The following is a 17,530-nucleotide window of genomic DNA, read 5'->3' on the forward strand; positions in this document are numbered from 1 at the left end:
ATTATTTTGTTCATTTTTAACTTCGTCATTAACTTCATCTTTGACTTCATCATCAACTTCATCTTTGACTTCATCATCAACTTCATCTTTGATTTCATCATTAACTTCATCTTTGATTTCATCATCAACTTCATCTTTGATTTCATCATTAACTTCATCTTTGATTTCATCATTAACTTCATCTTTGATTTCATCATTAACTTCATCGTTAACAGAATTATCAATATCTTCTAATACAATAACTTCTCTTTCTGCTACAGTTATATTTCCATCACTATCTTCTATAGTATACTTAATTATGTAAGTACCAGGAACATTATTATCAAAGTTTCCTAAATCAACAGTAACTTTCATTTCTTCTATAGAATCATTATCATCTGTAATTATAACTCCAGACATTGGGTCAAAATTCTCTCCAACATTTATTGTAATAGTTCCTATTCCACTTATTACTGGTTTCTCATTACTTCTAACTATAACCTTTCTAGTTTCCTTAGTTGTATTCCCATCACTATCTGTAACAGAATACGTAATTATATATTCACCTGAAATAGTGTTATCAAATGAATCTAAGTCAACAAGAATTTTTAAATTCTCGCTAGTATCTCTGTCATCTTCAAATATAATTCCAGCATACGGATCAAATTCTTCTCCAATATTTATAGTTACATCATTTAATACTGTTACAGTTGGTGCTAAACCTCTATCATTTATATTTGTCTTTAATTTTTCTAAAGTTTCTTGTATAAGTGTTAATCTTTTATTAGTTTCCCATTGAGTTAATGCATTTCCATCAATCAACTGTTGAGTTTCTAAAATTAAATTCTTCAGTTCATTAACCGCACTCTCTGGATGTTGTCCTCCAAAGATACCAATTTGACCATTTGTTAATATATTATTATAGAATTCATTTGCTTCATTTATTTGCGAATTTAAATATGTATGGTCTACTTTTGCTGGTGTTAATGGTATATCTACAGTATTATAAATTGCAAATCCACTATTTACCTTATTTAATACCTCAGCCTCAGTTGATTCATTTAAACTAAAGTTCCCTTTATTATAGTTAACTGATATATTCTTATCTTCTGCATATTTATTTCCATAAGCTAAGAATTGATTGTCTCCATAAGCCGTTACAGCTCTGTTGCTTATAGTGATTTGATCTCTTTCATCACTCATAAACTCATTATTATAAATTACAAAGTTTTGAACATCTCCATAGGCACCTACCCAAGAATCATCCTTAAACTGTAAGTCTTGACCATCTCTAAAGCTTTGATAATATAATATTCCAGTACCTTGTCCACCAAAGTTTGTTGTTTGATGGAATAAGTTATTATATATAGTTGTGTTGTAAAGTATACATTCTTGTTTTGTTAAATCACCATATATATATGTTAGTAATGGTACATCTTTAAAATGATTTGAACCTACATATGCACCCTCACCATTTCTTATTTTTACTCCTCCAGCTGCTCCATTTTCCATACCTTCGAAGTAATTTCCATATATATTTAAATTAGTATATCCCTTAGAGTATATTATGTGGTCTCTTCTTTGCCCATCTACTGCAACATTTATACCTGATATTAATACATCTGTTCCAAAATCACCAGTTATATTTCTAGTTTTATCCATGTTGAAGTAATTGTTCGATATATTAACATTCTCGTCATATCTTTCATTATTAATAGCCGTAAGGAAATTACCTTGAGAACCGCTTATCTTAATTCCTTCACTTAGCCCTGATTGAGATTCAACTTGGATAAGATTTAATTTGTTTATAACTGTATCCGGTAACATTGTAGCAGCATCACTTAAACCTTCTAAATTTCCAAAGAAATTATCTTTAATAGTCGTATTATTAGTTCTGTATGTTGCAATACCTCTTCCTGGATAATTAACTCCTCTTAAGAATGCATTTTCCTCTATTATATACTTATTATTCTTTGCAGTTATATAAGGTTCCATTGTAACCTTTCTTATTTCACCTGCAGCATTTGTTTCTCTTGTATATTGACCATTCATAAATACATTATTATTGAAGCTTATACCTTTTTTATATGGTCCATTAAACTCTAACCCAATGTTATTGAATACTATGTTATTTATGTTTACATAGTTCATATTTGAATGGTATTCTGCATTCATTAACTTTAACATCTTATCAACACTTGAACTTCCGTCAAATATAGAAAGACCATTTGTTGCACCACTCAATTTAAAGTTTGATAATGCAGGAAGATTGATTGTTGCTAAATCAATATCAGCTGTTATTTTATATACTCCCTCTGGGAAATATAACTCTCTACCATGTGAAGCTGCATATTCTATCAACTTCTTTAAGTTTTGAGTATCATCTGTAACCCCATCACCAGCTAATGTAATAGGTTGTCCATTTTCATCTAAAACTTCTGAATGATTTTGAACATCTATAACAGTTTTAATTATCATATAATCTGTTGTTTGTTCATCATACTTCTTATTACGATCTTCTCCTGTTATTCCAAATAAATTAAGATAATATTCACTTAGAACTTTACTTTCAACATCATTTACATACTTATCATAAATATTATCTGCCACAACAAATTCATTATTTTGGAAATATCCATCAATCATTTGTAAATTAGTAACTCCAACATTTATGTTTGACTCTTCTTGGTGTATAGAACCAATAACTTCTACACGTGAATCTATATGACTATCTGCTCTAAGAGTTCTTGATCTAGTAATCATTATTCCACCATTATTGTTTTTAGTAGAACAATCTTCTAACTTAACAGTACTTCCGTTAACAAATATACCATATCTATAAGAATTCTCTACAGTTACATTATCAAGAAGTATATCACGAGAATTGTAAATATTAACTCCTATATCTTTAGAATTCTTTATAGTTAAATCTTTTAGTATTATATCATTTCCTTTTAATGTAATACCTACTAACTTATTTAAATCAATGGTACGTCCATCTTCCTCAATTAATATGTTAGAATTAACTACTAATTCACTAATATCACTTCCTGCTGGTAAATCACCTGCTTCAATTTTAATATCATTCTTAATATGCAGCACATTACCGTTATTACTAATATTATTTATAAAATCTTTTGCTGTTGATATATCAACATCTACTCTAGAGAAATAATCTATTGTACTATTTTCTTTATTATTTTTTTCTGTTCCTTTTACATACAACCCATGTGGATCATTTATTATGTTCTCTTGTTCTCCAGCTTTTTTAATTGATTGCATATGCACTGTATCATTAGTATGAATATTTTTTGATAAAATATCTACAGTTGAACCACCTCTTACTTGGATACCTCTATATAAATTATTATTACTAGATATATCATCAATTTTAACTGTAGAATCGAATATATCTATTCCTACTGTACTTCTTTCATTATTAGGTAAAGAAATATCTTTACCAGATAATTTCAACTTATATAAGCTAACATCCTTTGCTCCATATAGAGTTAATCCAGTTGTCTTATAATTAGCAAATTCAAGATTCTTTAATGTTACATTTTTTGCTTTTACACTAAAGCTATCGACATTACCTAAATCAAATTTAAAATTATTACCATATATAGTTACGTAATTAGCCTTTATTTCTAAATTCTCTTTTAACGTAATATCTTGAGTTATCTTTATAAGAGAATTTGGTATTGTTATGGCATCTTTTAACTTTTCAAAGGTATCTACACTCACAATTTTCTGAGTGTTATAATACTCATTCTTTGTATTAGCAGAATCAACTTTTTCATCTGTTTTAAGATACTGATCATTTACGTCATGTATTTTATTTTCATCTTGTCCATCTTTAACCATACTTCTTATAGCTGCAGTATCATTTTCATGAGTATTGTTTCCTTCAAATGTAACAGTTGATACATCTCTTAATCTTATTCCGCATTCAATATGATTTTTACTTGTTATATTTTTTATTGTTGCTGTAGAATTACTTACATCTATACCTACAGAACTTTTCTTATCTGTCCCTAGTAATTTTATATTATCTAAAGTTATGTCTTTAGTATTATATAGTAATATAGCTGACGAAGTATAATTTTCAAAATTTATATTACTTAATGTACTTCCTGATGCCGTTGATTTAACTACTATCTTATTATTACTATTTTTTAAATCAATTTTATTATCATTACCATTTATCGTTAAATTTTTCCCTGTTATATTTAACTCTTCTGTTAATTCAATAGTATTATTTATATTTATAGTCGCATTATTTTCTGTTACTGCTTGTTTTAACCCTGTAAAATCTGTTACGTCTATTGTTTTAAATAAACTATATAATATAATTTTTTTATCTGTTTCAGTAGTTTCAGATGTTTTAATATATTTATTAGTATTATCTGTTATTACACTCTCAGAAGCACCATTGGCTACTATAATTTTAATATCAGATTTATCATTCTCATGAGTATTGTTTCCTTCAAATGTAACAGTTGATGCATCTCTTAATTTTATTCCGCACTCAACATGATTCTTACTTGTTATATTTTTTATTGTTGCTGTAGAATTACTTACATCTATACCTACAGAACTTTTCTTATCTGTCCCTAGTAATTTTATATTATCTAAAATTATATCTTTAGCATTATATAATAATATAGCTGACGAAGTATAATTTTCGATATTTATATTACTTAATGTAGTTCCTACTGCAGTTGATTTAACTACTATCTTCTTATTAGTATTTTTAAAATCAATTTTATTGTTATTACCATTTATTATTATATTTTTCCCTGTTATATTTAACTCTTCTGTTAATTCAATAGTTTGATTTATATTTATAATAGCATTATTTACCGTTACTGCTTGTTCTAATCCTGTAAAATCTGTTACGTCTATTGTTTTACGTAAACTATAGAATATATTTTTTTATCTTTATCGATAGTTTCAGAAGTTTTAATATATTTACTAGTATTATCTGTTATTACACTCTCAGAAGCACCATCTAATACTACCATTTTAATATCAGCATTATCATTTTCATGGCTATTATTTCCTGAAATTTCAACCTTAGCTTCCTCTCTTAGTCTAATTCCACATTCACTATGATTTTTACTTGTTATATTCTCTATTGTTACAGTAGAACCAACTACATCCATACCAACTTTACTTTTTCCATTTGCAGTTGAATTCTTATATTCTCCAGTTAATGTTATATCCTTTAGAGCTACATTTTTACCACTAACATATATTCCAATTGTAGTGTAATTATCAAATGTTAAATTATTAATCTCTATATTATCTGCATTTCCTTTTATAACAAATCTATTAGTAGTATCAGTTTGATTTAAATCAAACGTCTTACCATCACCATTGATTATTATATTTTTTCCTGTAATATCTATAGCATTATCAAATTTTATATCACTTGTAATATTAATATTAACATTTGATTGCGTTACTGCCTTTTTTAATGATTCAAAGCTACTAGCATTTAAAGTTTTACTTCTATAATTTACTTGATTAGTATTTTTACTATATTCAATATATTGATCATTATCAAAATCTATTACATTTGTATTAACTCCATTATCAAGTACACTTTGTAAGTCTACTGCATCATTTTCATGGATATGTGTCCCTTTTATTGTAACATGAGCTCCTTTTTTTACTCTTATTCCACTTTGTAAATGATTTTGACTTGTGATATTTTCTAATGTTACAGTAGTATTTGCATCAGATATATCTATTCCTGCTTTTGCATTTCCAACTTTAGATGGCTCTACAGATTTTCCTGTTAGAGTTATATCTTTAAGATTTATATTTTTACCACTAATATATATCCCTGTTGTATAATAATTATCAAATGTTAAATTGTTAATTTCTATATTATCTGCATTTCCTTTTATAACAAATCTATTTGTGTCCTCTGTTTGTTTTAAATCAAATTTTCTTCCATCACCATTGATTGTTATATTTTATCCTGTAATATTTATAGGATTATCAAAACTTATATCATTTTTAATATTAATATTAACATTTGACTGCATTACAGCATTTTTTAATTGATTGTAATCAAATACATCAATATCAGTTTTAACTGTTGTTTTCTCTACAGATTGTGCAGTATCTACACTTTCTTTTTTTTCTGCCAGTTCATACTCAAAATTAGTTTCTGTTTTATCAGTTCCTAGTTGAGTTTCATTTTCATTATTTTCTAATAACTCTTCTACAGACTCTATTACTTCTGTATTATCACTTACCTCTAGGAATTCATTCTTTATGGTATCAGCATAAGCTAAGTTATTTGAAACCATTGCAGTTATTAGTGTTCCTGCTATCACTTTTTTCATTATTTTACGTCCCCCCAATCTTAGCTTGCATAACTTCTTACACTTTCGCTAAAATTTATTGCTACATAATAAAAAACGCTTTTTTATTTACATATAAAAACATTATCATAAAATTATAATAACATCTCTACATATCTAAAATTAAAGAGCATACAACTGCACCTATATCACTAATTTTTTTTGCAGCTATCGTAGCTAAAAAATATAATATAGGCATTTACCATATAAATTTTTCTCTCATTAAATTTCTCATTATTTCCTCTTACCAAAACACTCTATCTTTTTCAAAACCTCCTATGTATTTATATTTTTTACCCGTTTCAAAAAATTGTGTTTATATTATATACTACACCATATAATTAGACAACCTTTAATTAAATATAAAATTACTTTTCATATAAACTACAGAAGTGATAGAGCCTATCCTTTGGTAAGTCCTACCACCTCTTATAACATCATCTTATTACTATTCATAAAAATTGTTACAACTCTTATAAATATATTTTTATATATTATATCTTATTATATCGGCTGTTCCATTACCTTCAATTTTAATGGTCTTATCCATTCCATCATTGTATATTCTAGTTGAAAATACTTCTTCTCCACCATTTAGGAATATTTCTAAAGAAGATTCATCTGAAAATACCCTTAGTGATTTTACTGACTCTATTTCAACGGCTCTCATATCTCTTCCGTATCCTGATTTTCCAAGCTCTAATTTAAATACCTTATCTTTAAATGAAAGTCTACAATCTTCTCTTAATTCTACAATAAAATCATTTGAATCATTAAACTCTATATTTAGTTCAAATGTATTCGATTCGAATATATCTTTATCTATTCTATCTTTTAATACAACATTTTTTATTTCTAGCTTGTCTTTTCTTAAAGTCTCTAGCTCCTTAACTGGAATCTGATATATTTTTTCATCTTTCAAAACTAATTCTCTTGGAATGCTTAGTTGGTGTTGCCAGAAGTTATCTATTGTAGGGTTCTTATGCTCTACTGCATCTGGAACTCCCATCCATCCTATAAATAATCTTCTACCTTTGCTATCTTCAAAACTTTGAGGTGCATAGAAATCAAACCCTCTATCTATTTCATCAAATTTTCCATGCTCTAAAACTTTTTTATTATCAGTAAAATGTCCTATAGTATATCCTGTTTGATAAACATTGTTATATTTATATCCCTCTGCTTCTACACCTTGTGGAGAGAACATAAATACTTCTTTATTATTTAATTTAAATATATCTGGACATTCCCACATATATCCCATTTTTTCTTCTTCCCCTGCTGGAATTGAATGAAGCTCCCAATTATAAAGATCTTTTGATTTATATAATAATATACATCCCTTATCATCTCTTGTTCTCGCTCCTAAAACCATGTAATAAATTCCGTCTTCTTCCCAAACTTTAGGGTCTCTAACATGGCATGACATATTACTAGGATAATCTTCATTTCTAAGTACTATAGTCTTTTCTGAAAAATTAACACAATCTTTACTAGTTACAAGAATAACATTATGCCCTCTTCCTGTATAAATATAATCATGTTCTCCTGGTTCCTTTGAATTTCCTGTGTAGAAGAAGTATACAGTACCATCTTTAACAAACGCAGAACCTGAATATACTCCGTCCTTATCTTCATATATGTCTGGGAAAATAGCTACTTCTTTTTCTTCCCAGTTAACTAAATCTTTAGAAGCATAATGCCCCCAAAACTTTTGTCCCCCCATTGGTGTAAGTGGTGAATATTGATAGAAGCAATGATACTCCCCATTAAATTCACATAATCCATTTGGGTCATTTATCCATCCAATTGGAGCCATTATATGATACTTATTTCTCCATTTATCATTTTTAACTATATCTAAATATTTTTCTTTACACTCTTTAATTTCATTTAAAAACTTTTCTTTAAGCATTATTATCTCCCCTGTATCATCGCTAAAACTTCTTCCTTAGTTGGTAATGCACCTATAGCACCTCTTTTACATACGGTTAATGCAGCTGTAGCATTCGAGAATGTTAATATAGCTTTAATTTTTTCTTCATCTAGGTTTACTAGTTCTTCTAATGAATATTCTTCATCTGCAACTTGGTATAAGAATGAACCTATAAATGAATCTCCTGCACCTGTAGTATCTTGAGCAACTACTTTAAATGAAGGTGAAAATACAGTAGTATTCCCAGTAATAAACTCTGCTCCATTAGTACCCTTTGTATAAATTATTACTTTAACATCACCTTGTAATAGGAATTCTAATGCTTTCTTTTCATCCTTAATTCCAGTTATAAATTCTAATTCCTCATCACTTATCTTTACTATATTTGCATATGGAAGGAATTCTAATATTGCTTCTCTGCATAACTCTGGCGTTTCCCATAATGGTAATCTAACATTAGGATCAAAACTTATTATACATTTGTTCTTCTTTGCAAATTCAATCGCCTTTCTATGAGCTTCCTTTATTGGAGCATTAATTAAACTTACTGAACAAAAATGAAGTATTCCTCCATCTTTAAATGTCTCTTCATCTATTTCATCTTTATTTAATAACATATCTGCACTAGGGTTCCTATAAAATGAAAAATCTCTTTCTCCATCTTCTTTTAATGATACAAATGCTAATGCTGTATTTGCTTCTTTAGTTCTTAAAATCCTTGAAGTATCTACTCCTAAAGGCTTAATTTCTTCTAATATGTGATCTCCAAAACCATCTACTCCAAGCTTAGTTAACATAACAGAGCTTCCACCTAGTTTTGATACTGCTGCTGCAACATTAAGAGGAGCTCCCCCTGCTACTCTTAAAAAGTTAGACACATCCTTTAATGCAACACCTTTTTCATGTGGTATAAAATCTATTAATGCTTCACCTATTGAAATTACTTTTTTCATTTTCTCTCCTCCTATACAAACATGGGAATGTTCCCCTATATTCGTAAAAAAATAAATCAATAAACATATTTACATTTACTTCTATAAAATAATTATATACTTTTCTATACACTTAGTCTATATTTTTTAATTAATCATCCAACTCTTCTCACTATACATTTTTAATATAAACTATTAACCCCTATCATCAAATATCTTTCTTAATTTATACCTCTTTTCTTACCTCTTATTACCATTAATTATATATAAAAATATATTTACTATTAATTTATATGCATCTAAAAATAATCTACTATTATTAAAAGAGAGCTTATCTCTTTTAATAAGCTCTCTTTATAGTATAAAAATATTATTAACTAAATAAAATCATCTTTAGTTCGTTAGCATATATATAGTAGTTGCTTCATATTTTCCATCTAAGCTTTGGTATATTAAAGATACACTATTTACTCCACTATATAAAAGACCTTTATCTATAGAAATTTTATTGTCCTCTATCACTGATATTGCATCAATTGTCTTTGATCCTTCTACATTTGCAATCAAAACTTTCTTAGGCATCATTTTTTCACCAGTTATATCTATAACTTCCTCATCTATTGTCACCTTTCCATCAGTAACATATGCCATACCTACAGCTATATATTGTTCTATAACACTAATATCTGTTAGTTTTCTCAAACTACTTAATTGTGATAAATCTTGTATTTCATTATAATTTAAATTTAATGTTTCTAAATTTTTAGCATATTGTAAGCCTTCTAAACTGCTAATCATTAACCCTTCACCATTTAATGAAGTTAATCTGTACATATCACCTATAGTTATTGTATTTGATGTTAATTCTAAAGTTTCTTTAATAGCATCTCTTAAAATTCTATCTGGTACATTAACTACTTCATTTAAATCAATATTCATTTCTAAATTATCTATGACAGAATATATTTCTTTTACCATAGAGTCTACTGCTTCTTGTGTTATAGATTTATCAACTAACATATTATTTGCTCTCTCTAGAACTTTTTCAAGAACAGCTACAGTTTCTTCTGTATAAATTTCCTTATCTATTAAAGCCACTTCATTAATTGCAGCTTGTAAGTCTGATAGCTTTACTAAAGCTTCATATACTTCATTCAGTTTTACATATAAATCGTCTATTTCTACTTGATTATATCCATCTAATAAACTTGTTTTTACTTCTTCTAATACATCTTGAAGATTTATAAAACTTTCTTCTGAATAATCATTGGTATCTAGTTCATTTATTGTTTCTAATAAAGTATCTAACTCTACTCTATTAACTTCAACAGCTTCATTGTTCGCATAATGTAACTTAGCATCTCCCCACGTAGCATGGTCTGAACCATTTCCATTTCCACCATCAGTTACAACAAGTTTTAACTCTTTAGCTCCATTTATATCTACTTCAACAAATTTTTGTATATCTTTAGAATTCATTAATCCTGAATCAAACTTCTTTTCTCCATCTACATAAACTTCAAAGCTTACAGAACCAACTGTGTTATACATTTGTCTGTCTACTCCAATATATGAAGTGAAATAATCGCAATTCTTATCAGTTAAGTCATAAATTATTGTAGATGTTGAGTGAGCACCTATACCTCTTTCATAAGCTACTTCTTTACCATTCTCATCTGTTAATCTCAATGCTCTTCCACTTATTGAAATATCCTTTTTAGGAGCAGTATAGCTATTTGAAGTTGACTTCCACTCATAATCTGTTAGATAAGAATAATCATTCATATCTACAACTGCAATTGTTCTTGTAGCTTCTACAGTATTTCCATCACTATCAGTTACTTTATAAGTTATAGGATATTTACCTGCTTTATTAAAGTTAACATTTCCACTAACTTCAATACTTGAAGTTAAATCACCATCTTCAATATCAGTTGCAGAATATTCTTCATCTAATTCTATAACTTGTCCTAATTTAGTTGATACTGATTTTGGTATATTTAATACTGGGAAGCTAGCCCTTATAAGTTCTTCAGCCTTATTTAAATCTTCTTGGAATAAACTTGATGCTGGATGGTTTGAAACTTCATTTCTTAAAGCTTCTAACTTTTCTAATGTGTTATAGTTTTCCATTACAGCAGTTTTACTTTCATCCACAAATAATTCATTAGCTATTTTATCTGCTAATTCATCAGTTTTATAGAATGACATCTCTCCAATACTTGCCCATGAATCATAAGCTTCAACAAACTTAAATTTAACTCTTCTAACTTCTGTTTTAGCTATATCTATTTCAATAACATCATTTCTGCTACCAGTATATGAACCTATACCAGCTAAAACAAAGTCATTTCCTTCTGCTTCTGTTGAAACATAAATTTCAAATTTTGTAGCGAAGCCTTTTCCACCACTTCTTGCTTTATAAGCAATTTTATCAATTTCAGCAAGTTCACCTAAATCAAATATAACTTCATTTTTAAATGTAGAACTATTTGGCTTACCAGTTTCCCAATGGGTATTAACGTTATTATCTATAGCATAACTAATTCCACTACTTCCATAGTTCCCACCATTATTAGATACTGAAACTACTGGTATTTTAAACTTTTCATTATATGCTTCTAAATTATTGAATTGTCCATACTTAGATTTTACAACTTCAAACTCCTCATACACTGTTACATATGAAGTTTTTTCAACTAAGTTATTATCACTATCAGTAACTCTATAAGTAACTTCAAATCTTCCAACTTTATTTTCTTCAAAGTTGTTTGAAATTATTTCTATACTTGCAGTTAAATCTCCATCCTCAACATCAGTTGCATTTATACCTGCATTAAAATCTACTGATTCACCTAATTTATAGGTCTTATCTATAACATTTAAAGAAGGTTTAGCGTTATTAGTAGTTAACTTTGGATTAGCTATTACTGCATGGTCAGAAGTATTACCATTTCCTCCATCATTAACTTCTATAACTAACTCTTGAATACCCTTAATCGGAACATTTATACCAACCATATTATCTGCATGTTTTATTACATCTGTACTAACTAGAACTTCACCATCACCAATAACCTTAAATACTACACTTGAGTTACTTTGAGATGCTATACTCATATCAATTCCAACTAATGCTTCAAAGTTATCATAATCTACATTTGATAAATCATAAGTTATCTTACCATTTGCATGTATTCCAAACCCTTTATCAAAAGTTTTTATTTCTCCATTTACTCTTCCCTTTATGCTAGAATTTCTTCTTGGAGTTCCATGCTGAGTTGTAACACTTGCCCAAGCTGTATCTGATAGATAATCATAATCACTTACAACTTCAACATTTACCATCTTTGTAACAACTACTCCATTATCATCAATAATATATTCTAATGGATAAATTCCTTTTTCATTTACATTAACTTCCCCATTTATAACTATATTTGAGCTTATATCTTCACCATTGTAACTTAATGCTTTAACTAATGTCATTGGATCAAATTCTTCTCTAAGTTTTATACTTATTGATTGTTGTTGTACTCTTAAACTTGGAGTCAAAGAGTTCACTACTACTGCCTCTCCAGTATTTAATTTCTTATCGTAAGGTATAACAGTATAATTTACTGATTCCCCTACATTTGATTCTGCATCAATGAAACTATTAGTTGAAGTAAATCCTATTAATTCACCATCTTTAAATATTTCGTAACCTAACACATCATTTTTTGAATTTTCATTAACATTAAATGATAATTTTACGTTTCCATTTTCATTAAGAACATTAACATTTAATTCTGGATTACCATTAAATCCTTCACCTTCATACTCTATATAATCATAATTAGCATACCAAGTTTTTATATCTGGCTTTGGATATTTACTTAATAATTCTTTTGTCTCATCAGAAACCCAGAATCCATGTCTTTCAAAATGTTCACTTAAATCCAATTCTAAAGCTATACTAGAGTATTTAGCTAGTTGGTTTAACTTATCATTTGCTGCATTTTCAGAATCTAAAATTACGTTATTTTCTCTATATTGAGCATTTACTTTCCCCCAATATCCTGGATATATCATTTCTAATTGCCAGAATGCTGCTAAGTTTTCAAAATATCCACCTGCGTAATAACTGTTATTATCCGTTGCTATAACATTCTTGAAAACATGACTTTCAAAAGGTATTCTTTTATTTGGTTTATTATAATAGTAAGATGAATTTTGAGGTATCATATTATTTGTAACTTCGCCTATAGTTCTTACCCCTATATCAAGTTTATGACCCATTTCATGGTCAACACCCCATCCACCTACACTAGTTAGCATAGCGACCATTACGTCACCTTGAACACCTATATGACCTCCAGCTGCATACATATATCCAAATGGTTGCGCTAATCTTATGTTCTCTCTTGTATACTTAATATCATTATTTATACTACTTCCGTCCATTCCTAAATATTCAAATATCATATCCATATGATCATCATACATATTTACAGTATTCATTGGACCAAATTCTTGATTTATATATGCTTCATATGCCCCTGTTGCAGTTCCTGTAAATACAAGATGGTCTGAAACTATTTCTGCAACATCTATCATTTTTCTATCCATAACATTTGGATTTTCTGCTTTGTCTGCATCAAGTCTTGCTTTATAATCTTTTAAAAGCTCTAAAAATTCTTGCTCATCAGTATTTTTATCCATAATAGGAAATTGTTCGCAACCTGATGCAAATCTTATAACAGGTGCTTTATTTTGTTGTTCTTCTGTATATGGATTAACTATATATACAGCTCCTCCTGGAGTTACATCATGTCTATACCATCCATCATTTTGACTAACAGCTGGTACAGTTATTACGTTTTTACCTACATGTAAACTTACAGTTCTTCCCCAGCTTGCAAAGCTTCCTTCCTGTTGTGAAAACATCAATTGTGGTAATGGTTGCCCTGCTTCTGCATCAACATATACTGTTATTGTTTCTCCTGCCATAGCAACTATCCCAGTAGGTTGATTATTATTACCAAAACCAAACTTTAGATTCTTATTTGCATGTGCATTTCTATCTCCATACTGTTCTGCAACAACAGTTTTAATAGTTTGTAATTCACCATTTACACTTTCTTTGGCCATTTGTATATCTTTTAAATACACAGCAGATAATGGATGGTTACTAACCTCATTTTCAAATTCTATTAACTTTTCTATAGTATTAAACTCATCTGAAACAGTATCCATTAACCCATTTGTAAATAGTGTTTTCATTTTTTTAGATACTAAATCTTCTTTATATAATCTTATATCTGAAATTGATGCCCAACTTTCATGAGCTTTATCAAATACAAACTTCACTCTTTTAGCCTTAGTAGGCTCAAATTGTATTTCTAACATATCAGTAGTTACTGTATAACTACCTTCTGTTACTTTTTGAAAGTTATCCCCCGAAGCAACTGGTGATATATATATACTAAACTGCTCCGCAAATCCTTTACCACTAACTCTGGATTTATAAGTTAATCTACTTATCATCTCTGCTTCTTCTAATGTTAATATAACTTCATTTTTAAAAGAATTACTATTTGGATTTCCAGTTTCCCAATGAGTATTTGTATCTTCATCTATTGCATACTTTATTGCAGAACTAGAATATTGTCCTCCATTGTTACTTATTCTCAAATTTTGAACTCTAAATACATCATCATATTCATTTATATAATCTGTATAAAAAGGTTCAAATTTAGATACATTAGCCGTTCCACTTTGAATTTTTCCAAATTCAACCAACTCTTTAGCTAGGTTTAACTTTTCAGTATATTCCGCTTCAAATGGATGCCCTTCAGCTTCTTCTATTAAACTATCAATAGCAGCAATTGTTCCAAATTCAGGATTAACTTCATTCATATTTTCATCTACAAACAATATGTCTATTTTTTGATCCAACTCATCTGGCATATATAAACCAAATTCAGAAGCTAAAGCCCACTTTTCATATCCCTTTTTATATACAAATTTTATTCTTCTTACTTCTGTTTCTTTAAACTTTATCTGTAATGTATCTTTAGTTGTAATACTAGTAGCTCCTTCTGATATTTTTTCAAAAGTATCTCCTTCTGATGTTCTAGATCCATATATCTCAAATTCCTGTGCAAAACCTCTAGAAACTAGGCTTGTATACATTATTCTGTCTATTGTTGTTAACTCATCTAAAGTTATTACTACTTCATTTGTATGGCTAGATGAATTTTGTTTTCCAGAATGCCAATTTGTATTTACATCTCCATCCATAGCTCTTGCTATGACATTAGAAGCATAATGCCCACCATTAGTTGTTATACTTGTAATTTTTTCTAAAGGCACTTTAAATAATTCATCATAATTATCTAATCTTTCATCATTAAATGATTTAAAATTAGCCACCTTAGCCTCTGTAAATTCCAACTTCTTTCCTTCTAATATTATTCTAGCATTATTAATATCCTCTGCTATTTCATTATATAATGGATGTGTACTTGCCTCTACATCAAAAGCTTCTAGTTTTTCTACTGTATTAAACTCTTCACTTAACTCATTCTTTGACTCATTAGTGAATATATTATTCATTTTATCTATTATGTTATCTTCTTTATAAAACATAAATTCTGATGCACTTGCCCAATTGTTTGTAGCTTTCTTAAATACAAATTTTACTCTTTTAAATTCTGTTGCATCAAATTTTATTTCTACAATATCACCAGTAGAACCTGTATATTCACCACTTGCAACTAACTCAAAATCATCTGCATTTTCTGTACGTGATGAATAAATTTCTACCTCTTGAGCAAAACCTTTTCCTCCAGCATCTCTTCTTGCTGCATAAACAATCCTATTTAAAGTTTCAACCTCCTCAAATGTTATCACTACTTCATTTGTAAAAGTTGAACTATTAGGCTTTCCTGTTTCCCAATGTGTTTGAAAGTTTTCATCTATTGCTTTATCAATAGTACTTCCTGAATATTTTCCCCCATTATTACTTATAGATTTGATGTTAGAGTTATCCATTTTAAATACTTCATTATAGCTTTCTAAATATTGGCTACTTTGTAAGCTGAACTTTGTTATGGTAGCTTGTCCCCCTAATGTTTTTTCATCTTGTGCAACTTCTATCCTTGCATTATTTAGCGTGTCTGCTAAAACATTAATAGGAGTAGAAATCATATTTGTTATCGTTGCTGCCAAGATAATCGTAGATAACTTTCTTTTTAACATTTGCATTTCCCCCTTGAAATAATTTTTATTCCCAGAGGAGTACATTAAAAAAAGCTACTCCAAAAGAGTAGCTTAATAATCATAAGTAATAATATTTATATAGTAGCCTTTATATTGATTCTTTATAAGTAAAAATACTCACTAAAAAATAAATATTAGTTCAAAATATATAAATTTACTAACCTTATAAGACAAAAAGTATAATGTACCCTTTGGCAACTGGCTGACATAGTTAAAATAACCTTAGTCCCTATAGCTTTGCGTCTCTAGATTTCCCTAGATTTGCCTATTTAATTTTCACATGTAAATAATACCATATTTTTCTACGGTAAATCAATATATTTATTTTATACTATTTTTTATTATTTAATAGTAACTTCTTGTATTCATTTTACTTTTTTTACATTGTTATCAATAGCCTCATAATTTATTATATTACATATCTTATTACATGTATCTAAACGTAAAGTAAAAAAGCTACTCCAAAAGAGTAGCTTAGTAAGTCAAAATTATAATATTTCTTATAATAATACATTAATAAGGGAAAAATGGATATGGGTACGGATATGGATATACTGGATAAATAAACGGATACCTCAATAAATCCAATCTGTTTATTCTATTGATTGGAAATTTTCTTCTTCTAAATCTTCTATATCTATTAGGGCCTTTATATCCCATAGGTTGTTGACGACTCATATTATCTCCATCATCAATTACTACATCTTCTCCAACTAACACTATGATTTCATCACTATCATCATCCACACCTTCAATAATTCCATCACAAGTACTTCCATCACTCATTATTAAGACAGCATGATAAGATAAATATGTTTTACATTCCTCTTTTATTGAGCTTAACTCCCTATAACATCCAACTACTTCCAAAGACATATAATTAACACCTCCTTTAGTTAATATGGTATTCTTATATGTCTATATTTGTTCTATATTATTTAATTATAATTAATATTCAGGTTAAAATTTATTATATTTCTTATCAAAACAATAATTACTAGCTATATATTATTCATTTTAATTTGCTAAACGTATAGCCT

Annotated in this window: 7 protein-coding genes, 1 pseudogene and 1 riboswitch; of the genes and pseudogenes, 1 reads left to right on the forward strand and 7 read right to left on the reverse strand. The window is 28.4% G+C overall.

The window, feature by feature from the left end; all coding sequences use genetic code 11:
* Positions 1–246: 246 nt before the first annotated feature.
* Together ARA56_RS04310 and ARA56_RS17075 are read right to left on the reverse strand one after the other, a co-directional pair.
* Positions 247–4,908, reverse strand: a pseudogene (locus ARA56_RS04310) (immunoglobulin-like domain-containing protein); the annotation flags it as partial.
* A complete protein-coding gene (locus ARA56_RS17075; RefSeq protein WP_341380051.1) occupies positions 4,881–5,735 on the reverse strand; it encodes a right-handed parallel beta-helix repeat-containing protein in 855 nt (284 codons plus the stop codon). The pseudogene ARA56_RS04310 and the gene ARA56_RS17075, both read right to left, overlap by 28 nt.
* On the opposite strand from ARA56_RS17075, the gene ARA56_RS16595 reads away from it, so the two are divergent.
* Entirely contained in the window at positions 5,689–5,841 is a 153-nt protein-coding gene (locus ARA56_RS16595; protein ID WP_156334253.1) for a hypothetical protein, read from the forward strand. The genes ARA56_RS17075 and ARA56_RS16595 overlap by 47 nt on opposite strands.
* Positions 5,842–5,963: 122 nt before the next feature.
* Here the strand turns inward: ARA56_RS16595 and ARA56_RS04320 are convergent, their stop codons facing one another.
* The 5 genes from ARA56_RS04320 to ARA56_RS04340 form a co-directional block, all read right to left on the reverse strand.
* The gene (locus tag ARA56_RS04320) at positions 5,964–6,338 is read right to left on the reverse strand and encodes a hypothetical protein (protein ID WP_055264342.1); all 375 of its coding nucleotides are present in this window, start codon (positions 6,336–6,338) and stop codon (positions 5,964–5,966) included.
* A 505-nt stretch (positions 6,339–6,843) separates the two neighbouring features.
* Positions 6,844–8,271 carry a glycoside hydrolase family 32 protein gene (locus ARA56_RS04325; RefSeq protein ID WP_172675740.1) on the reverse strand — a complete coding sequence of 476 codons (1,428 nt, stop codon included), beginning with the start codon at positions 8,269–8,271 and terminating at the stop codon, positions 6,844–6,846.
* Between the two features lie 2 nt (positions 8,272–8,273).
* Positions 8,274–9,245: a carbohydrate kinase family protein gene (locus ARA56_RS04330; protein ID WP_055264346.1), complete on the reverse strand. Its 972-nt coding sequence runs from the start codon at positions 9,243–9,245 to the stop codon at positions 8,274–8,276.
* Positions 9,246–9,617: 372 nt separating this feature from the next.
* Positions 9,618–16,469 (reverse strand): NPCBM/NEW2 domain-containing protein, encoded by a 6,852-nt coding sequence (locus tag ARA56_RS04335; RefSeq protein ID WP_055264348.1) that lies wholly within the window; start codon positions 16,467–16,469, stop codon positions 9,618–9,620.
* 211 nt (positions 16,470–16,680) lie between these two features.
* Positions 16,681–16,766, reverse strand: a riboswitch (cyclic di-GMP riboswitch).
* 237 nt (positions 16,767–17,003) lie between these two features.
* Positions 17,004–17,366 (reverse strand): hypothetical protein, encoded by a 363-nt coding sequence (locus ARA56_RS04340; protein ID WP_055264350.1) that lies wholly within the window; start codon positions 17,364–17,366, stop codon positions 17,004–17,006.
* Positions 17,367–17,530: the final 164 nt, after the last annotated feature.

Source organism: Clostridium disporicum, assembly GCF_001405015.1.
Classification (GTDB): Bacteria; Bacillota; Clostridia; order Clostridiales; family Clostridiaceae; genus Clostridium; species Clostridium disporicum_B.

What these genes read in the sequence shown, in the direction of transcription:
- ARA56_RS04335 (WP_055264348.1), bottom strand. Translation starts at nt 16,469, where the DNA reads ATGTTAAAAAGAAAGTTATCTACGATTATCTTGGCAGCAACGATAACA.
- ARA56_RS04330 (WP_055264346.1), bottom strand. Translation starts at nt 9,245, where the DNA reads ATGAAAAAAGTAATTTCAATAGGTGAAGCATTAATAGATTTTATACCA.
- ARA56_RS04325 (WP_172675740.1), bottom strand. Translation starts at nt 8,271, where the DNA reads ATGCTTAAAGAAAAGTTTTTAAATGAAATTAAAGAGTGTAAAGAAAAA.
- ARA56_RS04340 (WP_055264350.1), bottom strand. Translation starts at nt 17,366, where the DNA reads ATGTCTTTGGAAGTAGTTGGATGTTATAGGGAGTTAAGCTCAATAAAA.
- ARA56_RS04320 (WP_055264342.1), bottom strand. Translation starts at nt 6,338, where the DNA reads ATGAAAAAAGTGATAGCAGGAACACTAATAACTGCAATGGTTTCAAAT.